This window comes from Ruegeria sp. SCP11, from assembly GCF_040329455.1.
Lineage (GTDB): Bacteria > Pseudomonadota > Alphaproteobacteria > Rhodobacterales > Rhodobacteraceae > Ruegeria > Ruegeria atlantica_E.
This window is the reverse complement of record NZ_JBDZYG010000002.1, coordinates 482300-504729: the sequence shown is the minus strand read 5'-3', so window position 1 is coordinate 504729 and position 22430 is coordinate 482300. Positions and strand designations below refer to the sequence as shown.

Below are 22430 nucleotides of genomic sequence, written 5' to 3'. Positions count from 1 at the left end.
ACGAATGACCTCGGGACTGGTCTTGAAGTACTTGAATGGCGATTGTGTAATCATACGCGAAGGCTATGAGAGCACCCCGCCCGCCTCAAGCCAAGTTCTTCTGACAAGGCCCACTGAAGGTCGATTAAAGCACGCACCGAGACAGATATGTGTAGATGTGGTAATGCTTTAGCATCGTCCTAATACCCTCGAAATCAAATTGATTGGTCGGCAAGCAATTATGGCGCATTTGTTCAAAGTTATTCTTGGAATTGTCATCTGCGCAGTGGCATTGATCATTCTTTTCTTCTGGCTGTGGGCCGTACCCAGTGTCGAGAACCATCCGATCGCGACCGATGCTGAAACCATCTCGCGGGGGGAATATTTGACCGCTGCCGGCGATTGCACGTCTTGCCACACCACCGAGGGCGGAGCTGCGTTCGCGGGCGGGCTTAAGATTGATACCCCATTTGGTGGCATTTATTCCGCCAACATTACCCCGTCTGATGAGGGCATCAAAGGCATGAGCTCGGCCGAGTTTTACCAAATCCTCGCTTATGGCTCTTACAGGACTTTTCAGCCGCTCTATCCAGCAATGCCGTATCCATCATACCACTTGGTGACACGCCAAGATTCCGATGCGATGCTTGCGTATCTGATGACCCAGACGCCGGTCGACAAAAGCGTTCCAAAAAACGAATTACGCTTTCCCTTCAATATTCGACAGCTTGTGCTTTTTTGGAATGTACTCTTTGCGAAGCGGGGGACTTACGAACCGGATACGTCCCGAGGTGCGGTTTGGAACCGCGGCGCCTATCTGGTCGAAGGTCTGGGCCATTGCGGTGCCTGCCACACGCCACACAACGCCTTTGGCGCTGCTGAGCATAGCCGTGCGTTGGCCGGGGCACCGCTTGCAGATTATGAAGCGCCCGATATTCGGCCTGAGGCCCTGAAACAACGTGGCTGGACTGCTGAATATCTGACCGAATTCTTTAAAACAGGAAAAGGGCCCAAAGGAACCGCATTCAAAGAAATGTATCTGGTGGTGAAGAATTCATTGTCGCAGTTGACCGATGAAGATCGGATCGCCATGGCAACCTATCTTCTGGATCTGCCATCAGCCCCAAGGGTTAATGACAACGTCGTTTTGGCCGCCGTGGCTGGCGAGACTACAGCTTCGTTTCCCGAGGGGCGGGCATTGTATTTGAACAATTGTTCGATGTGCCATGGCCCGCGCGGCAAGGGGGTGAAAGATGGGGCGCCGCCATTGGCAGGCAACTCTACGCTTGCGCAGATTGGGGGCCGCAACATGCTTTACGCAATCGTTAACGGTTTTCCTGATCCCAGGTCCGTACCTAATTCTAGCCCGATGCCCGCCTTCAAGGACCGTATGACACCGACGCAGATCGCAGAGTTGGCCAATTTCCTACGGCACACTTTTGCGGCTGGAACACCAGACCTGCCCAAATTTACCGAGGCCGACATTGAGGCAATTCTGAAATAGGTGGCACCGCGCCAGATCGGAAAAAGTGGAATTTGACATGTGTGATGATCAAGACAAGCAGGCCAATAGCTACACCAACGTCACACGGCGCAGCGTGCTGACGGGCGGTGTCGGTGTGGCCACTGGCACGGCGGTCACATTGGTTGCCGGTCTCGGGGCTGAGGGCGCCGCGGCTGGTCCCTTGCAACGCCCCTGGGCGACCGAGCTGGGCGATCCGGTCGGTACAAATCCCTATGGTCACCCATCATCGTTCGAAAAAACAGTGATCCGTCGCCCCACCCCAACCGAGTTTTCGCCAAAGGGCTATGTTCCGCCAATGAACGAATCCTCCTGGACCGGAACACCGCTACAGGATCTGCGTGGGATCATCACTCCCAACGGGCTGTTTTATGAACGATCTCACGGTGGCTATGCGGACATGGACCCAGCAAAGCACAAAGTGGTCATTCACGGGCTTGTCGACCGCAACCTAGAACTCAGCATGGAGGATCTGCGCCGCTTTCCCACTGTCACCGCGTTCAGATTTCTTGAATGTTCCGGCAACAGCGATCTGATCTGGGGCAAAGCAACCTATGGCGGGCAGGAAACTTCACCATATTTGACTGCACAAGATATTCACGGTCTCCTCAGCTGTGCAGAATGGACCGGCGTTCGGCTGTCTGACCTTATGCTTGAGGCGGGGGCCGATATTGAAAGGGCCAAGTGGCTAATCGTCGAAGGCGCAGATTCCGGAGCATTAGCGCGTAGCCTTCCGATGGCGCGGGCGTTGGACGATTGCATCCTCGCTATTGCACAAAATGGCGAAATGCTGCGCCCGGAGCAAGGTTATCCGGTGAGGCTGCTCGTGCCGGGTTGCGAAGGCAATCTGAACATCAAATGGGTGCAGCGGATAGAGGTAACCGATCGGCCCCTTTTTGCAACGTTTGAAACAGGTCAATACACCGATCTGCTGAAGTCCGGTAAGGCGCGGATTTCTTCGCTGGTGATGGAAGCCAAGTCGATCATCACCTTCCCGTCGGGTGGTCAATCCCTGCCGGAAAAAGGGTTCTACCAAATCCGGGGCATCGCTTGGTCTGGGCGCGGTAAGATTTCACATGTGGATGTGTCACTTGATGGTGGGCGCAACTGGACCCAAGCGCAGCTGACAGAGCCGGTGATGTCAAAATGCCTGACCGAATTCACCATGCCCTGGAGATGGGACGGCAGCGAAACGCTGTTAATGAGCCGTGCCACTGACGAAACCGGCTATACGCAGCCTTTCGTTCAGCAACTCGTCGAAGCGCGCGGCAAGTTCTCATCCTACCACAATAATGGCATCCAGACGTGGCGGGTCGAAAGCAATGGCGAGGTATACAATGCGCAGGGGTAACCTGATTTTCTGTACCATTCTGCTGACAATGGCCTCTGGCCTGGTAGTAGCACAGACCGCAGACTGCAATGATCGCCCCCTGTGTCTTGGCCAAACAATCTCGGAGGCAGATCTAACGGTTTGGTCCCTTAACGTTTTCCCCGACGGAACCGGCCTTCCCGATGGAACGGGCAATGCTGAAGAGGGTCAGCAAATTTATAGGGATAAATGCGCGGCCTGCCACGGCGAAAAAGGCGTTGGTGTGAAGGTTCTGCTGGATCGCGGTGCATTTCCCACCCTTGTCGGTTCGACGCCACCCTTGACCGACACAGAACAACAGCCTGCGCAAACTGTGGGCAGCTATTGGCCGTATGCCACGACCTTCTTTGATTACGTCCGCCGTGCCATGCCCTTTGCAACGGCCCATTCACTAAGCAATGACGAAGTCTATGCCGTCACCGCGCATATCCTGGTGTTGAACGATATCCTACCTACAGGAGCCGACCTGGACCGAGACAGTCTGATGCAGGTGACAATGCCTAACGTCGATGGTTTCATTTGTGATGCCCGTCCAGACGTGTTTGCGCCCCGCTGCATGTCGAATTGTTCGCTACCCGGCGATGCTGGTATTTTGGTCGGATCGGGAGAGAATTATGGCAAACCAGTTCCTCTAACGGATTGCATGGTTCGATAGTGAATGCTGGTGGTGTTTTCGCAGGCGCGCAATACACGAAGCATATGGCCGGGATGGCGTTGCTTTGGGGTTATTAGAGCTTGGTACACTTAAATTTGAGCGTGTAGACTCGCGTATTCACTGGTGACAAATTTTGAGCCCCCGTGAAGCCCAGGCTCAAAATGGCATCAATTTAACAGGCCCCAAACTTTGGATTCGAAGACCTTATCCGGTGCTGTCAGACGAATTCGAACCAGTCTCAGTTTCCCGCGGATACCCGCCTCAACCCAAGTTCTTCTGACAGCACCAGGAACGACGGTACTCAATTTCTACCGAGATACGAGATTGAAATGGCTTAGAAATGTACTTCGAAAAGGAGTGCCATAGGCACAGAAGGAAACTTACCGGAGTAAAAAAACGTGACTTTGGTATGTCGTGATCGGCGAATTAATTCTGTGCTGGCGGGAGAGGTTTTTGAGCAACGTGGAACCAGCCCTTTGATCGGGGGTGCCAAGACGCCATTCAGCCCCTACCCACCTCGAGCATATTTTTTCCAGTAAGGTCTGAAGGTAAATCAATAAAGGCCAGCAACCTTTGCCCTCAGCTTTATGAGCGACGCTACAGTATCGATCGTAGGTGTTGCGATCCCAGTTAGACGCCCTAATTCCTGGACCGAAGTGACCAAGGCATCAATTTCCATAGGTCGATGCAACTCCAAGTCCTGCCACATCGAGGTCTTGTGCGCACCTACAGCTGCTCCGCCATCAATTCGTTTCTCAACATCAATCGGAAACCTAACCCCCAGTTTTTCAGCGATTTCCTGAGCCTCTAGCATCATTCCACGCGCCACAGATCGTGTACCCTTATCGGTACACAAGACATCAAGTGTTGAGTGGGTAAGAGCGGAAATCGGGTTGAACGACAAGTTGCCCCATAGCTTAAGCCAAATCTCGTCGCGAATTCTTGGTCTAACAGGCGCACGCAGCCCGGCGGTGGACAATGCGACCGAAAGGTTGGCGGCACGATCTGATTTAGAGCCATCGGGCTCGCCTAGTGAAAAACGATTGCCTTCGACATGCTTGATCGAACCCGGAGCAATAACTTCTGCGGCTGGGTAGACAACACATCCAAGCACTCGATCCGGTCCAAAACCGTTCCATTGCGCGTCTCCCGGGTCTACAGATGCCAACCGCGTCCCCTCGAAGGGGCCGCCCTGCTTGTGGAAGTACCACCAAGGCACCCCGTTCACTCCGCTCACTATAGTCGTTTCGTCCCCAATCAACGGCTGCATTGAGTCCACGACTACTGGAACAGAATGCGCCTTAAGTGTGATGAAGACATAGTCTTGTGGGCCGAGATCAGTAGCATTGTCCGAGGCTCGTATTGTCACGTTGATCGGGTCCCGCCCATCCTCAAAAAGGGTCAGCCCTTTTTCTTGCATTGCGGCCAGGTGGGATCCACGCGCGACAACACTAACGTCGACGTCAGTCTGCGCAAGCTTCGCGGCCACGTAACCTCCGATAGCTCCGGCACCAAAGATACAAATTTTCATGTGTCTAAGCCTTTGCCAGTCCCAATTTAGCGGCCAGCCCGATCCTTTGTATCTTACCAGTCGCGCCTTTTGGAATCTCTTCGAGAATAACCACTGAAGTCGGCACCTTGAACTTTGCGAGCCGCGCGCCCACAAAATCCCGGACTTCCTGACCAGCAATCGCGGCTCCTTCTGAGAGCACCACCGCCGCTGCGATGTCTTCGCCCAGTTTTTCGTGGGGAACGGCAAAACAAACTGCCTGAGCGACGTCCGGATGGCTCAGAAGCACGGCGTCAACTTCAAGTGGACTGATTTTTTCTCCACCACGATTGATAAGTTCCTTAAGGCGTCCGGTCAGACGCAGGTAATTCCCTTCGTCGAACGACCCTTGGTCACCGGTGCGAAACCAGAGTTTTCCATCCGCTTCAAAGAAATTGTCTGCATTTGCCTGCGGGTTGCTCTCGTATCCCGGTGTCACGTTCAGACCGCTGATAACGATTTCTCCGACGTCACGCGAAGCGACCAATACATTTTCCGTTTCATCTGCAATTCTGACTTCGGGGCCCGCTGCTAGTCCGACGAATCCGGGCTTTTGCCTTTGTGGAGGAAGCGGGTTGCAACACATTTGATGTGTTGCCTCAGTCATACCGTAAGCTTCAATGACAGGCGCATTAAAAGTCGCTACCAACTCTTCCATTACCGGCGCAGGCAGCGACGCGGAAGAAGACCGCAAGAAACGCAATCGTGATTGCTCAACGATCGATTGGTTACGCGCAGCCCGGGCGAGAATGGCTTGGTGCATTGTTGGAACTGCAGTGTACCAAGTCGGATCGACTTCGGCGAGTTGTGAAAAAAAGCTGAGAGCATTGAAGCCCTGAGTGCAACTAATTTGAGAGCCCGCGCCCAAGGACGCAGCGACGGCCGCGATCAACCCATGGATATGAAACAGGGGCATAATGCTCAGACAGCGATCGTCCGTCGTCAGCTTCAAAGACGAAGCCACGTTTTGCGCCGACGCGTAGATATTGGCCTGCGTCAAGGGAACGATCTTAGGGCGCGACGTTGTTCCTGATGTGTGGAGTATCAGGGCGACGTCATCTTCGCCCGGCGCCGATGTATCAGCCGCTCCAATTGGGTCACACGCTAGAACGGAGAACTGCCCGGCTGGGCGAGAACTATCAGCAGAAGCCCGCAAGATGGTTACACCCAGTTCCGTCGCCGCTTGCACGGCTGGGCCGTTTTCGTTTTCGCTTACAAGAAGTGCCTTGGCTTTCAGGTCTTTCAGATAGAAGACGTATTCTTCGTAAGTGTACGCTGGGTTTAAAGGTGCCGTCGTCGCAACCTGGGCGACGGATATGAATGCAGTCGCCATCTCTGGCCCGTTGGGCAACACAATTGCCACTCTGTCGCCGCGCCCTATTCCGATCTGATGCAGATCCTCTTTGACCTTCGCGCAATGCTCGCGCAAACCAAGGTAGCTCAACCAAGACCGGCCAGGCGCGCCAATGGCATTTGCAGTGTCTGCGTGGCGTGCGATCAATTCAGCGACTAAATGGGGCATCTGTTATCCGTCTACACAAGCGTCGGTTTGTTTCGCAGAGTAAGGTTTTTGCAGCAGGTCTTAAGTTACACGAATGGTCAGACTACCCAGCTTGTCGACGGCCAAGACCATAACATCCCCACGGTTGACGGGACCAACACCAGAAGGTGTCCCTGAAAGGATAACGTCACCGGCCGCAAGCTCGAAGTAGTCGCTCAGGTAAGAGATCATCTCGGGGACTTTCCAGATCATCTGGTTCAAGTCGCCTTCTTGCCGAACTTCACCATTCACCGTCAGAGTAATCGGACCTCTGTCGAGATGCCCGACCGCTGATGCCTTGTGAATTGGTCCGCATGGCGCCGAGCGCTCAAACGCTTTCCCAATTTCCCACGGGCGGCCCATCTTTTTCATCTGCCCTTGCAGGTCGCGACGGGTCATATCAAGCGAAAGACCGTACCCGAAGACATGATCCAATGCATCGTCTACCCCAATGTTCGTACCACCGGACTTTAGCGCGACGTACATTTCTGCTTCGTGATGCACATCGGAACTGTGTGGGGGGTAAGGGAATTCCCCTGAAGGATCCAAATTGTCTGGGTTCTTTTGAAAGAAAAACGGGGGTTCCCGGTTCGGGTCATGGCCCATTTCAATTGCATGTGCTGCATAGTTTCGCCCAATGCAGTAGACACGACGGACCGGGAACGTGCCGCCCCCCGCTACGTGTATTTCATGCACCTGCGGCGCGGGAATGACATAGTCGGACATCGCTTTCCTCCTGAACGATTGATTGCCAAAGATCGGATTTCCAAGCGGTCAGACACCCTCCGATCGATGCCACGCCAGATATGATCGGACGTGGTCGCTTACCGAGTCATCGCCAAAATTAGGGCTAGTTTGCAAGAGCTCCAGGCCCCTTTCGGCCCGACCATTTCTTGAATTGGTTGGGCATTGGTGCTGCTTCAGTCGTCAGACTGGATGCTCTTTGGCAGTACACGCGAATAAACCGATTTCAGGTGCTCCACCATAGTACTGGCCGCAAGTTCACCGTCGCCCTTTGCTATGGCAGACACGATCATATCATGCTCACGAAAACTGGAATAATCCTCCGCAGGCCTCAGCGTTTCGCGTGGCTGCCCCCAAACAATAGACCTACGAACCGAGTTCAAAGTTTCAAAAAAGTATAGAAAAAGCTGGTTACGAGTAGAGCGGGCAATAGCGTAATGCAAATTGTTGTCCCATGCTTCGTACGTGCGCCAATCCTCTGCGGTACGACATTTGTCCGCGCAAAGCCTCATTTGCTCACGATCGGAACGTGTGGAATGGAGCGCTGCGAGGCGGCTAAGCTGCGGCTCGATCGTAAATCTAACGGATACAACCTGCTCAGGTTTAATTTGGTTGCCCAAATAAGTTACATCGGTGAGGTTGAGAACCGGCCTGGAACCAACAAATGTTCCCCGCCCCACATGACGCCAGATCAGCCCCTGGGCCTCAAGCTCTGCCAACGCTCTTCGCAACTGATTGCGAGTGGTCCCAAGTTTTGAACACAGCTCACGTTCAGGTGGGAGCCTGTCGTTATGCCTGTATCCGGCATTGTTAATCAGGTCGCGTACACGGTGCGCGAGTTCGGTTGGTGCACTCATATCTCCACCCAATTTGGCGATTGGTTGATTGATTGAAACGCCAAGTCGGAAAAAACTCAAGGGCAAGAGGAAAGCAAGAAACGAGTCGCCGGACAGTATCCGTGACCACGTCTTGACATAAGCACGAGGGAGGAGTGCCGAGTGCGGTTAGCAACTGTTTCCGTAGAGGGCCACGCCGTTTGCGTGGCAATACTAAACGATGGCGGCAAGTTGGACGTTTTGCGCGCAGCGCAAGTGCTTGGCGAAGCGCTGGACGCGGGTTCAATGCAGCATCTGATCGCAGGCGGAAAAGATATGCTTGGCGTTTTGAAAACCCTCGTTTCATCGGCCGAAGCGGGTAATCTAAACGACGCACTGGTCCCGGATGACGCGCCGTTTCTGGCACCAATTCCTTCCCCGCGTAAGAACGTTTTCTGTGTCGGGCGCAATTATGCTGAACACATCGCCGAGGGCGAACGTGCCCAAAACCAAAAAATTGGCGTAACAGAGCATCCGGTCTTCTTCACAAAACCGCCGACATCGATTGTGGCGCCAGAGGCAGACATTCTGATATTCCCCTCGGTCTCACAAGCCATTGACTATGAAGTTGAACTGGCAGTTGTGATTGGAAAACCGGGGCGAAACATAGCCAAGGCTGACGCATACGACCATGTATACGGCTATACGATCCTCAATGACATCACCGCACGCGACATTCAACGCCGACATGGTGGGCAGTATTTCAAAGGCAAAGGTTTAGATGGGTCTTGCCCATTGGGCCCCTTCATAGTGACCGCTGATACAATCAGCGATCCGCACGCTCTATCAATCGGATTAACAGTCAACGGCGAACAGCGCCAAAACGGATCGACGTCGGACATGATTTTCGACATTCCAACGCTGATCGCATCCCTTTCAGAAGGCATGACCTTGGAACCTGGCGACGTAATCGCAACCGGCACGCCGTCTGGCGTCGGCTACGCGATGGACCCTCCACAGTTCCTGAAAGACGGGGACATCGTGGTTTGCGAAATTTCAGAAATCGGCACGCTCAGGAATACCGTGCGTGCTGTGTAAGTGGCTCCTGCATAGCTGAATCAGCGGGTTGCCAACCATGCAAGGGAGGAAGACTACAATGATGAACAGAAGGACTTTCACAGCGTCCTTGCTTTCGGCAGTTCCAGTGGCGGGAGCATTGGGAACAAAGGGTTTTGCACAAGATTTACGAGATATCACCTTCGTGCAACCAAGCCCATCGGCAATCAACTCATTTCCTGTATTCGTCGCCATTGGTGAAGGGTATTTTGCAGATGAAGGTCTGAACGTAACCGTCGAGGCGATCAATGGCTCAGGAGCCGTGCTTCAGGCGTTGTCTGCGGGACAAGCGCACTTTGGGCGTCCCGGACCCGGCCCCCTGATTGCGGCCCGGTCGCGGGATGTGGACGCCGTCCATATTTACAACGTTGCGGCACGCAGCAACTTCGGCATCGCCGTGCCAGAAGACTCCGACATCCAAAACGTTGAAGAGCTGCGGGGCAAAGTCATCGGAACAGGTACTGCCGATGGCGCGGAAGTGGGCTTTGCGCGCAATGTGATGACCGGGGCGGGTATGAAAGAGGGTGAAGACTTCACCTTCCTAACCGTCGGCGATGGTGGCCCGGCAACTGCGGCTTTCCTGAACGGTGAAATCGACGCGTATTCCGCATCGACAGCTGACACGGCAATTCTGAACCAGCGCGGAATGGCGGTGCGTGACATCACGCCTGCGGAGTTCGGGCGTTTCTTCGGTAACGGCATCGCCACAATGGCTGACACAATCGCCAACGACCGTGAATTGGTCGAAGCTTGGAGCCGCGCGTTCGCACGTGGTCATGCATTTGCACTGGATGATGCCAACCGTGAAGCTGTTTTGAAGCATTTGGCGGATGGTAACCCGCAGGAAGGCGAGGACAAGGAGTTCCAGTCAGCGCTGTTCGATGCCGTACGCTCAAAAACCATAGCAGCAGATCCAAGCAATGGCCTGGGGTGGTATCCCGCCGAAGTCTGGCAAGAATGGCAAGACGCACTGGTCGCAGGGGGCGAAATTCCGGGGCCACTTGATGACCTGAGCGCGGCCTGGACCAATGAATTTGCTGCAATCGGCAACGAGGCTGTCAGCAAATGAACGCTGTAGTCACACATGAGTTTTCCGGCGCGCCCTTGGGCACGCCGGTATATGAGTTGACCCACGTAAGCAAGACCTATGCACGCAATCTTGTTGTCGCTCTCGAGGACATTAATCTGACGCTTCGGAAAGGAAGCTTCACATCTGTCATTGGATCCAGTGGCTGCGGCAAGTCAACTCTGCTTAAAATCATGGCCGGTCTGATCCCGCCCACCAAAGGGCGTGTGATCCTTCAAGGGCAACCAGTGACAGGGACCCGCCGGGACATTGGTATGATGTTCCAGCAGGCGACGCTTTTCCCGTGGAAGACAGCTGTAGAAAACATCGTTTTGCCGATTGAGATCCGCGATGGAAAGGCAGCGGCCAAGCAGGCTATGGCCAAGGCCCACGAGCTTTTAGACATCGTGGGATTGCAAGGGTTCGAAAACGTATATCCGAACGAGTTGTCGGGCGGCATGGCGCAGCGCGCTTCGATCTGCCGGATGCTGATCACTGAGCCAGCTGTACTTTTGATGGACGAACCCTTCAGCGCCCTCGATGAATTGTCGCGCGACATGATGAACATGGAATTGCAGCGGATTTGCAGGGAACAGGATGCGACTGCTTTTCTTGTGACGCACTCCATTCAGGAAGCTGTTATTTTGTCTGACGAAATCGTCGTTTTGAAACCGCGCCCAGGCAGGATTGCTGAAATCGTTGAGGTCGACCTGCCACGCCCACGAACACTCGATATGATGACGACACCCAAATTCGGCGCTATCGTAGACTACATTCGCAGCCTCCTGGATAAGGGAGAAGAAATGTGAGCGAAGTTCAGAATTACTCACCTTCCGTAAAAGAAGCTGACTCCTCAGAAGACACTGTATGGGAGCAGAAAGTTCACTTTATCGACTCGGTCCCTCGCTGGCTGGCGATGACCTTTGTTTTCGTGGTCTTCGTTGGTACCTGGCAAATTGTGACAAGCCTCAAGCTGGTCTCTCCGATCATTCTGCCGACGCCGATGGAAACCCTCAAAGATATGATCTTCGTGGGGCAAAACCTTTTGACTGGCGGATACATGCTAGGGGCGCTGTGGATCACCATCAAAGAGGTCATCTATGGTTTTGCGCTGGCAATCGCGATCGGGTTTTCGCTGGGCGTTTTAGTTGGGGAAACGGCCTTTGGCGAGAAGGCCGTAATGCCCTACTTGGTGTCCATCGATACGATGCCAAAAGTCGCTTTCGCTCCTCTCTTCGTAGCTTGGCTGGGCTTCGGCATTGAATCCAAGGTCGCACTTGCGGCCTTTATCGCGACGTTTCCAATTGTGGTTGGTACCGCGGCCGGGCTTCACGCCGCCGACGAAAATGCTCGCATGCTTTTCAAGACGATGGGCGCGAGCCGGATGCAAACATTAATCAAGATGAAGCTGCCAACCGGCCTGCCGCAGATATTCACCGGCCTCAAGATCGGAGCAGTCGGAGTTATGGCGGGTGCGATCACAGGAGAATTCCTGGGCGGCGGAAAGGGATTTGGCGAGTTGATCCGTGTCGCGGCCTCTCAGCTCAATACTCCACGCGTTTTCTCGTTGATCCTGTATCTCAGCCTCGTCGGTCTGGCTGTGTTTGCAACAGTGGTTTGGACGCAGCGCAAATTGGTGTTCTGGCACAAAGAACAGGTTGGCAGAGATGACTTCTGAACCTGTGAAAATTAGCTGCCAGGCCTTGCATGAATTTGTGGCGAGCGCGCTCGGAACACGAGGTGTGCCAAAAATAGATGCGGATAAGGTGGCCTCGTTGATGGTAGAGGCTGATATCTTCGGATATGGCACGCACGGGGTCTTTCGCCTGCGCCAGTACCTTGCCAGGCTGGCAGGGGGCGGGTGCAATGCCACGCCAAACGTCACCATAGAGCATGAGACTGTTGCAACCGCTTTGATCGACGGAGATGACGGGCTTGGGCATTTAGCTATGTCGACGGCGCGAGATCTTGCAACAGAAAAGGCGAGAGAGGCCGGCATCGGATGGGTTGGTGTTCGACGCGGCAACCATGCAGGACCACTCGCGCTTTATGTGCGCCCACAAGCCGAAGCTGGCATGCTTGGCATGGCCGCGGCGGTGGGCAGTGCGAACCACGTTCCGCCCTATGGCGGAAGCGACTTACTTCTTGGAACCAATCCCATCGCTTTCTCTGCACCTGCCGATGGCCCCGACCCGTTTGTCTTTGATATGGCGACGACTGTTGCCGCGATGGGTAAGATCAAGACGCTGCTGCAACAAGGTGAGCCTATGCCCGAAGGTTGGATGGTCGGGCGCGATGGCAATCCGTTAACGGACCCTGCCCGCAAATCAGAAGGGTTTCTTTTGCCGATCGGCGGTCCAAAAGGATTCGGTCTTTCTGTAGCCATCGGGTTGATGGCCGGGGTCTTGAACGGTGCAGCCTTCGGCTCTGATGTTGTCAACTTCACCTCGGACACGACATCATCCACAAACACAGGGCAATTCGTAATGGCGCTTAATCCGGCAGCCTTTGGGATGGAAAAAGACTTTGCTTCAAACGCAGCCCGCGTCTTTTCCGAAATGCGTGCATCACCCCCCCTGCCCGATCATGAACCGGTACGGCTGCCCGGAGACGGCAAATCGGCCGCCGCTGAGGCCCGCCGAAAAGACGGTGTGAGGCTTAAACCCGCACTTTGTCGGGACCTTAACAGACTTGCCCAAGACTGTCGGCTGAAGCCCCCGTTTCCCGGTCTCAACGCTGACTAGCAGAGTATTCGAGGGAAGTTTCTAGGCGCTTTTGTCCAGAAGGTAGCGAAGCTAACACTCCTCCGCCTCCAGCGCTTTCACAAGAGCAGAAAGTTTGTTCATCATGTGAAGCTTCATGGTTTTACCAAGCCCATCTGCATCGCGAGCCTTAAGCATGTCCATCATGACTTCATGTTCGTCAATTGCCTGCGCCCAGCGCTCGTCCGACAAGTTGGCCATAAAACGCGCACGGCGAACGCGCGCGGCCAACAGTGTGTGATGGCTTTCCAAGACATCGTTCCGCGCCCCGCGTATCAGCGCCTGATGAATGTCCTGATTGGCCTTAAAATATGATTGTCGATCCCGTGACTGGTAGGCTTTCAGCATATCCCTGTGGTGTCTCTCGATCCGTTGAATTTCCGCGGTGTCCACGTGCTGGCACGCCAACTCCCCCGCCAGTTGCTCAAGCGTTGCGAGCACTGGAAACGTGTTCTCCAACTCCTCTCTCGTAACACTGGCGACGCGGGCACCGCGGTTGGCCTGAAGCACCACAAAGCCCTCTGATGCAAGAACTTTTAGGGCTTCTCGCAATGGTGTCCGTGAAACACCCAATGAGTCGCAAAGTTGTTTCTCGGGCACTTTTTCACCGGGCTTCAACACATCTTCTACAACAAGGTTGCGCAGGCGTTCGACCAGCTCTTCGTGTAGCGTAGTGCGTTTGATGCTATCCGTCAGATTCATAGCCACTTCCTAGTCATCAAGTACCATTTCCAGCAAGCGCGCGACGTGCATGGGCCGCCGCCGTGTGCCCTCAGTGATTTGGTGCCGGCATGATGTCCCGTCCGCCACAACAATTGCATCCGCCGGTGCCGCTTCTAAAGCCGGAAACAGGTCGAGCTTTGCCATCTTGATCGAGACATCGATAGTGTCGGGCGCGTATCCAAATGCCCCGGCCATACCGCAACAACTGCTTTCAATCATGTGAACCTGTGCTGCGGGAATACGCTTTAGTAAGGTGAGCATCGGGGTGACGGCATCGTGTGCCTTCTGATGGCAATGTCCATGCACATAGATCGGGCGATCTACTGATTTCAGAGGCAAGTCCGGCTGTTTGGCCAGATATTCTTCAAAGGTATGCGTGGCGTTCGATAAAGACTCCGCTTCCCGTCCCGGGCAAAGAGCCAAAAACTCGTCCCGGAACGTGAGGATAGAGGAAGGTTCAAGCCCGACTACTGGTATGCCTTGAGCAACCGCTTCTCGTGTCGCATCAATCACGCGCTGTGCCTCGTGGCGCGCTTCGTCCACGCAACCCACAGCTAAAAGAGTCCGCCCGCAATCCAGCGCCCTTCCGGTTTGGTCATCTCGCGCTACGGCAACCCGAAGCCCAGCCGCACGCAGAACCCGGACCGCGGCGCGCAGATTTTCCGGCTCGAAATACCGGTTGAACACATCTGCAAACAGAAGAACCTGCGGATCAGTGTCCTGGGCCTCAGCGTCACGGAACGGGTCAGAAGACCACACTGGCAGATCACGTCGTTCCGAAATTCCAGTCGGTTTCTCCAACAGCGCACGCAAGGGCTCAATTTTGTTCCGAGCATTCAATAACCACGCGACTTTTGCAGCTATTGGCGCATATCTCGGCAGATAAGCTATTAATTTATCAGCCAATGTCAGCCCATCTTTTTTATGCTTCGCTGAAAGCACTTCTATCTTCATTCGCGCCATGTCGACTCCAGTCGGACATTCCCGAGCGCAAGCTTTACAGGACACGCAGTACTTCATCGTGTCTCGCATTGCGTCTGAAGTTAAACCGCCCGGCAACTGCCCGCTGATGGCAAACCGCAATGTATTTGTCCGCCCACGCGTAGCATCGCGCTCGTTTCGGGTCGCGCGGAAGGAGGGGCACATAACGCCGCCCTTGAGCTTGCGGCATGCACCATTGTTGTTGCACATCTCAACGGCACCCTGAAATCCGCCTCCGGCATCTGGCCAAGCTGACCAGTCCAACGCTGTCTCAAATTCCGGCACTGAATAGTCCGGGCCGTAGCGGAATAGGCGGCGATCATCCATGGCAGGCGCGTGAACGATCTTGCCGGGGTTCATTAGCCCATCGGGATCGAACCGGTTTTTAACCTCTCCAAACGCGGAAACGATACGCTTGCCGAACATCTTGCCATGAAACTCTGATCGCACAATCCCATCGCCGTGTTCGCCTGAATGAGACCCCTTATATCTTTTGACTAGATCAAAGGTCTCTTCGGCAATCGCTCTCATTGTCCGGACGTCTTTATCCTGCCGCATGTTCAGGACAGGACGAACATGGAGACACCCGACTGAGGCATGCGCGTACCATGTCCCTTTTGTGCAGTGCCGGGTAAAAATTTCGGTCAGGCCAGCGGTATAATCGGCGAGATCAGGCAACGGGACGGCGCAATCTTCCACAAAAGAGATCGGCTTGCCGGCCTCCTTCATCGACATCATAACGTTCAACCCGGATTTTCGGTATTCGGCGATCGAGTTTTGCAGTTTGGTATCAGTAACTGATACAACCCCGCCCCAACGGTTTTCAGTCCCGCTGAAATCAAACCCGAGATCTCCCATCAGTTGCGATAGCTCGACTAGCTTTGCAGCATTGGCGTCAGCGCTACCCTCAGCAAATTCCACTAACAACAACGCTTCAGGGTTGCCTTCTACAAACGCCTCAATCGTACTGCGGAACAATGGGATATCTCTCCCCAACGCAATCATGGTGTCGTCGATCAATTCTACCGCCTGCGGCTTGAGCGTCACGAGGTGCTGTGTTGCCTCCATCGCAGCACGGAACGTCGGGAAATGACACACGCCGACAACTTTCTCGCCCGGCAAGTGAGCAAGGTTCAGTTCCAATTCAGTGAAATAGGCCAGAGTGCCTTCTGACCCCACCAGCAAATGAGACATGTTGACGTCGTTACCGACAAGCGCATCGATGTTATACCCGCCCACACGACGCTGGAGATTGGGAAACCGGGCGTCAATTTCCGCAGCCTCGCGACGCCCCAGAGCACGCATGTCCCCAACAAGATCGGCATAATCGCCAGATGCCGTCGTATCGGCGCTGAACCGTGCTTCCATACCATCGCTGAGGATTGCACTTATTGCACGGACGTTATCGCGCATGATCCCGTAGCGCAGGGATTTTCCACCAGAAGAGTTGTTGGCGGCCATTCCTCCAAGCGTGCAACGCGACGCGGTCGAGGGGTCTACGGGAAACCATAAGCCATATTGCTTTAGTGACTGGTTCAACTGATCCAGAACAACGCCGGGCTGAACACGCGCGACACGGTTCTCAACGTCCACGTCAAGAACACGATTCAAGTGCTTGGTGTTGTCTAAGACAACGCTTTGATTGACCGTTTGCCCACATTGCGATGTGCCGCCGCCGCGCGGAAGAACGGAGCATCCTTCGTCGCGCGCTACAGACATCACGGCCTGCACGTCCTCTTTGTTTCGGGGAATGACCACGGCGTCCGGCATCATCTGATAGATCGAAGCGTCAGTCGAGTATCGTGCGCGTGATGCCGGGTCAGCCATCACCTCGCCTTGGACGTCAGACATCAGTCGGCGGTGCAACGATCCATTCTCAAGCATCGGGTTCGCCTTTCCTTCCCAACTAGCCAATTAGAAGCTTCACTTCACCGTTGACTGAATAATGAATTCATAATTAACTTTTGCCAATAGGTAATTGCGCCACTGTTTCGGCGCCAGCGGAAGGATCAGTTCAGATGCGCCAGGCGGGCAAACATTTTTTGCAAATCCCAGGGCCAAGTGCCGTGCCGGAACGCATCCTGAAGGCCATAAGCATGCAGACCACCGATCACCGGGGGCCAGATTTTGCAGAAGTAGGCCACAAGGCCCTCGCTGGGATGAAAACAATTTTCAAGACAGAACAAAACGTCTTTATCTACCCTTCATCCGGTACAGGCGCGTGGGAAGCTGCGCTTGTGAACACAGTGTCGCCGGGCGGAAAAGTTCTCATGTACGAAACAGGACATTTCGCATTCATGTGGTGTAACTTGGCTGAAAAAATTGGGTTACAGCCAGAGTTGATTGAAGGGGATTGGCGTGGCGGTGCGGACCCCAATCAGATAGAAGACCGCTTGCGCGCGGACAGTCAGCACGAGATCAAGGCGGTATGCGTCGTCCACAATGAAACTTCTACCGGGTCAGTCTCGCCTATTGAGGAAGTGCGCAGGGCAATAGACGCGGCGAAACACCCTGCCCTTCTTTTGGTTGATTCAATCTCTGGCCTTGCATCGATCGATTTTAGGTTCGACGAATGGGGCGTAGATGTCTGTGTCTCCGGTTCGCAAAAAGGGATGATGCTACCGCCGGGTCTCAGCTTCAACGCTGTGAGCGATCGTGCTCTGGAACATTCAAAATCCGTGACCATGCCACGCAGCTATTGGAATTGGCAGGATATGGTCGAGCCAAACCAGAAAGGGTTCTTCCCTTATACCCCTGGCACCAATCTTATCTATGGATTGAATGAGGCCATCGATATGTTGCACGAGGAGGGGCTGGAGAACGTATTCGCTCGTCATGCCCGCCACGGAGCCGCGACTCGAGCTGCCGTGCAAGCATGGGGGCTTGAGGTATTGTGTGCCCGCCAAGGTCAGGAGTCAGGCGTACTGACCGCTGTCAAAGTGCCTGAGGGACATTCTGCTGATGCCTTTCGTGCGACGGCGCTGGAGCACTATGATATCTCACTCGGAAATGGTCTATCCAAAGTAGCCGACAAGGTATTCCGAATAGGTCACTTGGGCGATTTCAACGACCTGATGTTGATGGGCACACTCTCAGGCGTAGAAATGGGACTCGCCAAAAGCGGCGTGCCGCACACTACAGGCGGTACTCAGGCTGCATTGGAGTATCTCAAGGGTGCTGTCAGACGAATTCGAACCAGTCTCAGCTAGGCCAGTAGAGCTGCCCTTTATGCTGCACCTAGTTCGCGCCACTCGGCAAGAGCAGCGGTGCGGGTCAGCTTGAAGATGTCTCGGCTGGTGAGCGACCTTTCCTGATTGAAGTGGTTGTAGACGGAGGAATGGACGGTGGCGAATTTCTGCAAACTTCGCATCTGCCTGAAACGTTGCATCGCGCGTTCGCGTCGTCGGAAAGGAAGGTGTGAATTCTCGACGCGGTTGTTGAGCCACCTGCCCGTCTGTTGTTTTTCGAGCGCGCCCATTTCTCTGAGCGCAGCCTTGTAGGAAGCGAAGCGATCTGTGATGATCTCTTCGGCGCAACCGTGCCGCTTCATCAATTTCCTGAGGAATTTCAGTGCTGCAGCCTTGTTTCGGCGTTTTGTGACAACGGCTTCCAGCACCTCTCCTTCGTGATCAACGGCCCGCCAAAGATAATGCCGCTTGCCATTCACCTTCACGAAAACCTCATCCACGTGCCACTTCCATTTGGAGTATGCTCTCAATTGCTGAATACGCTTTCTTCGGATCTCAGCAGCAAACATTGGGCCAAACCTGTTCCACCAATACCGGACAGTTTCGTGACTCACGTCGATGCCTCGCTCGTGCAACAGATCCTCGACATTCCGAAGCGAGAGCGGGAAACGGATGTACAGCATCACGGCCAACCGGATGATCTCGGGGCTGGTTTTGAAATACTTGAAAGAAGCAGGATTGGTCATGGGCAAAAGCTACGCAACACCCCTGCCCGCCTCAAGGCAAGTTCTTCTGACAAGACCTCTGTGCCAATCCGCAATGAGCCATGTCTCTTCAATGATTGCGCATGGCGTTTTCGAATTCTGGCCTTCGCTCAAGTTCGTGGTCATTGAATGCGGGGTAGCGTGGGTTGCACCGCTGATGTGGCGATTGGATGCAGACTTCAAGGCGCTGCGCAAGGAAACGCCGTGGCTGAAGCGACTGCCATCGGAGTACATGAAATCCCATATCCGGTTCACGACCCAACCGCTGGAAGAACCCGAGAACCGTGATCATTTGTGGTCTATTCTCGATGCGATGGATGGGCGCAACACGCTCATGTTCGCGTCCGACTACCCCCATTGGGACTATGATGACATGAACCGCGTGCACATACCCGATGACTGGCGACCCAACGTTATGGGCCTGAACGCACTCGACACCTACACAAGATTGCCGCAAGAAAAGGCGACCGCATCATGAGCTACACACGTCTTTGTTCAACCGCCGAGGTGCCTGAGAACGAGGCGCTGATTGTGCCATATAAATCGCGCTCGCTCGGGGTGTTTCGCGTGAATGGTGAATTTCACGCTTTGCTCAATGTTTGTCCGCACAAAGGGGCGGCACTTTGCCGTGGTCCGATCACCGGAACGTCTGAATGTAGCGGCGACACTGGGATTACCTATGTCCGCTCCGGCGAACTCGTGCGATGCGCCTGGCACGGGTGGGAATTCGACATTCGAACTGGTGATTGCCTTGCCGATCCGAAAATCAAAGCCAAAAAAATCGAAATCCAAGTGAGAGATGGAGAGATTTTTGCTCGGGGAAGTTAGTGGCATTCCGACCTTGTCGGGCGAAAAAAGACAAGTGCCGGGAATGTCCCGCCCCCCTGCCGTTTGAAAATGTTTCACCCAACTTCTGCTTTGCGCATAAAGCCGACTTTGCAAACTCACGTTGGCCACGGCGGTGTAATATGTGCAATCGGCCTATTACCCACTTTCGACGGCAGGTGATAAGCTTGCGACATAGTATTTCAAAGCGGTCGTTCGCGGCTGGCATGCGATCCAATCCAAGCTGAGCTCGCGCGTGCCAAAGCGACGTTCAAAGGCCGCCACCTAATGCATGACCAGCGGATACTTCCTGCTTTGAAAATTTGACTGCGATGAACTTCGGCTACATTCCAGAAAGCCCAGCATTGGTATTCAATAGAAACTGGCGGAAAATTGGGCTGCTAGCCGCCCCAATGCCGCGAGCGTTTTCCCCAACCGCAGCGGCCTCAACGACCGGAGGAATCAAGCCGCGTTTGTCTTGGTTGACTAAGTAACGGCGAACCCTAGACACCAGTTCTTCCCGAACCTCAGGCGGGAACGCGCCATCGATGAAAATGGCCTCAAAGTCGATGACAGCACAGATTGAAAGAGCGGCCTTAGCTAATTCTTGCGCCGTGGTGCCAATCCACGGCTCGACATAGCGAGAAATGCTGCTCCAATCCTGCGGCTTCTCCCATAGAATCCCCGGGTCGACACCCGCTTCGATCAATCGGTCCTCGAGCAAAAACAGCGACGCCGTGTCGATCAGTTGTTGGCTTTCACCCAAAGGACCGGTCGTGCGCATGGCGCCCAATGCACCGGCATTGCCTTGGTTGCCTTCGAACACGGTGCCGTTCAATGCAACACCGCCGCCGATCATTGAGCCAATAAAAAAGTAGAAGTAGTCACGGTATTCTGCCCCACGCCCATAGAGATGCTCTGCGTGACAGGCGGCTGTCGCGTCGTTGACCACAAAAACCGGCAAATCGCTGAACTTGGCGACCTCGGAAAAGAAATTCACGTTTCTCCAAGACCGAAATTTTTTTGCAGCAAGCCCAGACAGATCGTGCCATTTCCAAAGTTCAAATGGAGTCCCGATCCCGATCCCACAAACACGATCACGAAGCCTCTGAGGCTCGTGGGACAGAAGCGTTTCCAAACCAGACTCCAAAAAACCGAAAATGACCTCTGGTAGCGGATAGTCATAAGTCGTGGAAAGTTGGCGGCGCGGCGTGCCAGTAAAGTCGATCAAGAGCAGATCGGCGCTGCGCCGCCCGATCTTCATCCCAACCGACAAGATGCCTTCCGGGTTTAATTCCATAGGGGTTGAGGGCTTTCCAACCTTACCGCGCAGTGGAGTACCACGCTTGAGAATCGCGTCCTTTTCAAGCTTGCGCAGAATGATTGATACAGTCTGAGGAGACAGGCCCGTTAATCGCGCGACGTCGGCGCCTGCGGCGGGCCCATGCCGTTGTAAAACTGTCAAAATCAGACGCTCGTTGTGATCGCGAACCCCGCTTTGACTTACCCCACCGGTCAGTGTGTTGAGCGCTTCTCTCTCCATAAGTCCGAACATAAACACCTTGTTTTCTTATGAAAAGGTACTCCGGTAAATTAATAAATAAACTTTATTTATTTATTGACAGAAAGGCTAGAATCACAGTTTCTTGAAGTAGACCTTCATTGGAGGATGAGGGCGAGTCTCGTTGGCCTGCCATGCGGGGCATCAACAATTTTCTGGGAGGACTACATGAAAAATCTATTCAAGATTGCCGCATCTGCTACCGCGCTTACGGTGGCTGCTGCATCTGCTCACGCAGCCGGAGAAACCGTTTGTCTGATCACGAAGACAGATACCAATCCATTCTTTGTAAAGATGAAGGAAGGCGCGACGGCCAAGGCCGAAGAGCTTGGCATGACCTTGAAGGCCTTTGCCGGTAAAATCGACGGCGACCATGAAACTCAAGTTCAGGCCATTGAAACTTGTATTCTCGACGGCGCAAAGGGAATTCTCCTGACGGCCTCGGACACAAGCTCGATTGTCCCCGCTGTTCAGCAGGCGCGTGACGCTGGCCTCTTGGTTATTGCTCTGGACACGCCGCTAAGCCCGATTGATTCCGCTGACGCAACCTTTGCGACAGACAACTACAAGGCTGGCCTGTTGATCGGACAATGGGCGAAGGCAACGATGGGCGACGCGGCGGCTGACGCCAAGATTGCGACGCTTGACCTGAACGTCAGTCAGCCAACCGTGGACGTTCTTCGCAATCAGGGCTTCCTCGACGGCTTCGGTGTGGACCTGGCAGACCCCAATGTCATCGGCGATGAAACTGATACGCGATTGGTCGGCAGTGACGTGACCGACGGCAACGAAGAAGGTGGGCGCCGCGCCATGGAGAACCTTCTGGCCAAGGACGCAACGATTAACGTTGTCCATACGATCAACGAACCGGCAGCGGCAGGTGCCTATGAGGCTCTGAAATCCATTGGACGTGAAAACGATGTGCTGATCGTTTCGGTCGACGGTGGCTGCCCCGGTGTACAAAATGTGCAGGCCGGAGTTATTGGAGCCACAAGCCAGCAGTATCCGCTTTTGATGGCTTCGCTTGGGGTCGAGGCCGTAAAGAAATGGGCCGACGAGGGTGTGAAGCCCGAAAACACTCCGGGAAAGGACTTCTTTGATACCGGCGTCGCGCTGATCACCGATCAACCTGTCGAAGGTGTGGACTCGATTTCAGTCGCTGAGGGCTTGGACCTTTGCTGGGGCTAAGTCCGACCAAGTGAGGCGCAACAGCGCCTCACCATTCCTTTCACCTGCAAACCGAAACTTCCTGTAAACTGGCCTCGTGGCCG

The 22430-nt window shown here is 54.3% G+C and carries 20 protein-coding genes; 12 read left to right on the top strand and 8 right to left on the bottom strand.

The window, feature by feature from the left end; all coding sequences use genetic code 11:
• The first annotated feature begins 220 nt into the window (after positions 1–220).
• Genes ABLN94_RS05590 through ABLN94_RS05580 form a run of 3 tightly spaced genes read left to right on the top strand, consistent with a single transcriptional unit; the run spans position 221 to position 3525 of the window.
• Positions 221–1483: a cytochrome c gene (locus ABLN94_RS05590; RefSeq protein WP_352990145.1), complete on the top strand. Its 1263-nt coding sequence runs from the start codon at positions 221–223 to the stop codon at positions 1481–1483.
• A gap of 37 nt (positions 1484–1520) precedes the next feature.
• Positions 1521–2852: a sulfite dehydrogenase gene (gene soxC, locus ABLN94_RS05585; RefSeq protein ID WP_352990142.1), complete on the top strand. Its 1332-nt coding sequence runs from the start codon at positions 1521–1523 to the stop codon at positions 2850–2852.
• On the top strand, positions 2839–3525 hold the full coding sequence (locus ABLN94_RS05580; protein ID WP_352990140.1) for a c-type cytochrome: 687 nt from the start codon (positions 2839–2841) through the stop codon (positions 3523–3525). Before soxC ends, ABLN94_RS05580 begins: the two co-directional genes overlap by 14 nt.
• Before the next feature lie 553 nt (positions 3526–4078).
• Here the strand turns inward: ABLN94_RS05580 and ABLN94_RS05575 are convergent.
• The 4 genes from ABLN94_RS05575 to ABLN94_RS05560 form a co-directional block, all read right to left on the bottom strand.
• Positions 4079–5056: a 2-dehydropantoate 2-reductase gene (locus ABLN94_RS05575; protein WP_352990138.1), complete on the bottom strand. Its 978-nt coding sequence runs from the start codon at positions 5054–5056 to the stop codon at positions 4079–4081.
• Positions 5057–5060: 4 nt separating this feature from the next.
• Positions 5061–6596 (bottom strand): acyl--CoA ligase, encoded by a 1536-nt coding sequence (locus ABLN94_RS05570; RefSeq protein WP_352990135.1) that lies wholly within the window; start codon positions 6594–6596, stop codon positions 5061–5063.
• Positions 6597–6656: 60 nt separating this feature from the next.
• Complete coding sequence (locus ABLN94_RS05565; protein WP_352990132.1) at positions 6657–7340, bottom strand: fumarylacetoacetate hydrolase family protein; 684 nt, start codon at positions 7338–7340, stop codon at positions 6657–6659.
• A gap of 194 nt (positions 7341–7534) precedes the next feature.
• On the bottom strand, positions 7535–8215 hold the full coding sequence (locus ABLN94_RS05560; protein WP_352990130.1) for a FadR/GntR family transcriptional regulator: 681 nt from the start codon (positions 8213–8215) through the stop codon (positions 7535–7537).
• Positions 8216–8356: 141 nt separating this feature from the next.
• Here ABLN94_RS05560 and ABLN94_RS05555 point away from each other — a divergent pair, with 141 nt between their 5' ends.
• The 5 genes from ABLN94_RS05555 to ABLN94_RS05535 are packed head-to-tail and all read left to right on the top strand — an operon-like array spanning position 8357 to position 13099.
• Entirely contained in the window at positions 8357–9271 is a 915-nt protein-coding gene (locus tag ABLN94_RS05555; RefSeq protein WP_352990127.1) for a fumarylacetoacetate hydrolase family protein, read from the top strand.
• Positions 9272–9329: 58 nt separating this feature from the next.
• Positions 9330–10358: an ABC transporter substrate-binding protein gene (locus ABLN94_RS05550; RefSeq protein WP_170486686.1), complete on the top strand. Its 1029-nt coding sequence runs from the start codon at positions 9330–9332 to the stop codon at positions 10356–10358.
• Positions 10355–11164, top strand: a complete 810-nt coding sequence (locus ABLN94_RS05545; RefSeq protein ID WP_170336353.1) for an ABC transporter ATP-binding protein — start codon at positions 10355–10357, stop codon at positions 11162–11164. The genes ABLN94_RS05550 and ABLN94_RS05545 overlap by 4 nt, the downstream gene beginning before the upstream one ends.
• Positions 11161–12033, top strand: coding sequence for an ABC transporter permease (locus ABLN94_RS05540; protein ID WP_170336355.1), 873 nt, complete (start codon positions 11161–11163; stop codon positions 12031–12033). The genes ABLN94_RS05545 and ABLN94_RS05540 overlap by 4 nt, the downstream gene beginning before the upstream one ends.
• Positions 12023–13099 (top strand): Ldh family oxidoreductase, encoded by a 1077-nt coding sequence (locus ABLN94_RS05535; RefSeq protein WP_352990122.1) that lies wholly within the window; start codon positions 12023–12025, stop codon positions 13097–13099. Before ABLN94_RS05540 ends, ABLN94_RS05535 begins: the two co-directional genes overlap by 11 nt.
• Positions 13100–13150: 51 nt before the next feature.
• On the opposite strand, the gene ABLN94_RS05530 is transcribed toward ABLN94_RS05535, so the two are convergent.
• Together ABLN94_RS05530 and ABLN94_RS05525 are read right to left on the bottom strand one after the other, a co-directional pair.
• Positions 13151–13819: a GntR family transcriptional regulator gene (locus tag ABLN94_RS05530; RefSeq protein ID WP_352990119.1), complete on the bottom strand. Its 669-nt coding sequence runs from the start codon at positions 13817–13819 to the stop codon at positions 13151–13153.
• 9 nt (positions 13820–13828) lie between these two features.
• Positions 13829–16705: an FAD-binding and (Fe-S)-binding domain-containing protein gene (locus tag ABLN94_RS05525; RefSeq protein WP_352990117.1), complete on the bottom strand. Its 2877-nt coding sequence runs from the start codon at positions 16703–16705 to the stop codon at positions 13829–13831.
• Between the two features lie 134 nt (positions 16706–16839).
• On the opposite strand from ABLN94_RS05525, the gene ABLN94_RS05520 reads away from it, so the two are divergent.
• Positions 16840–18030 carry a pyridoxal-phosphate-dependent aminotransferase family protein gene (locus ABLN94_RS05520; protein ID WP_352990114.1) on the top strand — a complete coding sequence of 397 codons (1191 nt, stop codon included), beginning with the start codon at positions 16840–16842 and terminating at the stop codon, positions 18028–18030.
• A gap of 17 nt (positions 18031–18047) precedes the next feature.
• Here ABLN94_RS05520 and ABLN94_RS05515 read toward each other — a convergent pair whose 3' ends face one another.
• Positions 18048–18755, bottom strand: a complete 708-nt coding sequence (locus ABLN94_RS05515; RefSeq protein WP_352990111.1) for an IS6 family transposase — start codon at positions 18753–18755, stop codon at positions 18048–18050.
• Between ABLN94_RS05515 and ABLN94_RS05510 the strand changes: the two genes are divergently transcribed.
• Together ABLN94_RS05510 and ABLN94_RS05505 are read left to right on the top strand one after the other, a co-directional pair.
• Positions 18682–19251, top strand: a complete 570-nt coding sequence (locus tag ABLN94_RS05510) for an amidohydrolase family protein (RefSeq protein WP_352990108.1) — start codon at positions 18682–18684, stop codon at positions 19249–19251. The genes ABLN94_RS05515 and ABLN94_RS05510 overlap by 74 nt on opposite strands.
• Positions 19248–19601: a Rieske (2Fe-2S) protein gene (locus tag ABLN94_RS05505; protein ID WP_352990105.1), complete on the top strand. Its 354-nt coding sequence runs from the start codon at positions 19248–19250 to the stop codon at positions 19599–19601. Before ABLN94_RS05510 ends, ABLN94_RS05505 begins: the two co-directional genes overlap by 4 nt.
• Positions 19602–19941: 340 nt before the next feature.
• On the opposite strand, the gene ABLN94_RS05500 is transcribed toward ABLN94_RS05505, so the two are convergent.
• Positions 19942–21141, bottom strand: a complete 1200-nt coding sequence (locus tag ABLN94_RS05500; RefSeq protein ID WP_170490590.1) for an ROK family transcriptional regulator — start codon at positions 21139–21141, stop codon at positions 19942–19944.
• A 186-nt stretch (positions 21142–21327) separates the two neighbouring features.
• On the opposite strand from ABLN94_RS05500, the gene ABLN94_RS05495 reads away from it, so the two are divergent.
• Positions 21328–22347, top strand: a complete 1020-nt coding sequence (locus ABLN94_RS05495; protein WP_352990102.1) for a sugar ABC transporter substrate-binding protein — start codon at positions 21328–21330, stop codon at positions 22345–22347.
• The last annotated feature ends 83 nt before the right edge of the window (positions 22348–22430 follow it).

What these genes read in the sequence shown, in the direction of transcription:
- ABLN94_RS05515 (WP_352990111.1), bottom strand. Translation starts at nt 18,755, where the DNA reads ATGACCAATCCTGCTTCTTTCAAGTATTTCAAAACCAGCCCCGAGATC.
- soxC (WP_352990142.1), top strand. Translation starts at nt 1,521, where the DNA reads ATGTGTGATGATCAAGACAAGCAGGCCAATAGCTACACCAACGTCACA.
- ABLN94_RS05550 (WP_170486686.1), top strand. Translation starts at nt 9,330, where the DNA reads ATGATGAACAGAAGGACTTTCACAGCGTCCTTGCTTTCGGCAGTTCCA.
- ABLN94_RS05590 (WP_352990145.1), top strand. Translation starts at nt 221, where the DNA reads ATGGCGCATTTGTTCAAAGTTATTCTTGGAATTGTCATCTGCGCAGTG.
- ABLN94_RS05565 (WP_352990132.1), bottom strand. Translation starts at nt 7,340, where the DNA reads ATGTCCGACTATGTCATTCCCGCGCCGCAGGTGCATGAAATACACGTA.
- ABLN94_RS05500 (WP_170490590.1), bottom strand. Translation starts at nt 21,141, where the DNA reads ATGGAGAGAGAAGCGCTCAACACACTGACCGGTGGGGTAAGTCAAAGC.
- ABLN94_RS05530 (WP_352990119.1), bottom strand. Translation starts at nt 13,819, where the DNA reads ATGAATCTGACGGATAGCATCAAACGCACTACGCTACACGAAGAGCTG.
- ABLN94_RS05525 (WP_352990117.1), bottom strand. Translation starts at nt 16,705, where the DNA reads ATGCTTGAGAATGGATCGTTGCACCGCCGACTGATGTCTGACGTCCAA.
- ABLN94_RS05570 (WP_352990135.1), bottom strand. Translation starts at nt 6,596, where the DNA reads ATGCCCCATTTAGTCGCTGAATTGATCGCACGCCACGCAGACACTGCA.
- ABLN94_RS05580 (WP_352990140.1), top strand. Translation starts at nt 2,839, where the DNA reads ATGCGCAGGGGTAACCTGATTTTCTGTACCATTCTGCTGACAATGGCC.
- ABLN94_RS05545 (WP_170336353.1), top strand. Translation starts at nt 10,355, where the DNA reads ATGAACGCTGTAGTCACACATGAGTTTTCCGGCGCGCCCTTGGGCACG.
- ABLN94_RS05505 (WP_352990105.1), top strand. Translation starts at nt 19,248, where the DNA reads ATGAGCTACACACGTCTTTGTTCAACCGCCGAGGTGCCTGAGAACGAG.
- ABLN94_RS05495 (WP_352990102.1), top strand. Translation starts at nt 21,328, where the DNA reads ATGAAAAATCTATTCAAGATTGCCGCATCTGCTACCGCGCTTACGGTG.
- ABLN94_RS05510 (WP_352990108.1), top strand. Translation starts at nt 18,682, where the DNA reads ATGTACAGCATCACGGCCAACCGGATGATCTCGGGGCTGGTTTTGAAA.
- ABLN94_RS05560 (WP_352990130.1), bottom strand. Translation starts at nt 8,215, where the DNA reads ATGAGTGCACCAACCGAACTCGCGCACCGTGTACGCGACCTGATTAAC.
- ABLN94_RS05520 (WP_352990114.1), top strand. Translation starts at nt 16,840, where the DNA reads ATGCGCCAGGCGGGCAAACATTTTTTGCAAATCCCAGGGCCAAGTGCC.
- ABLN94_RS05575 (WP_352990138.1), bottom strand. Translation starts at nt 5,056, where the DNA reads ATGAAAATTTGTATCTTTGGTGCCGGAGCTATCGGAGGTTACGTGGCC.
- ABLN94_RS05535 (WP_352990122.1), top strand. Translation starts at nt 12,023, where the DNA reads ATGACTTCTGAACCTGTGAAAATTAGCTGCCAGGCCTTGCATGAATTT.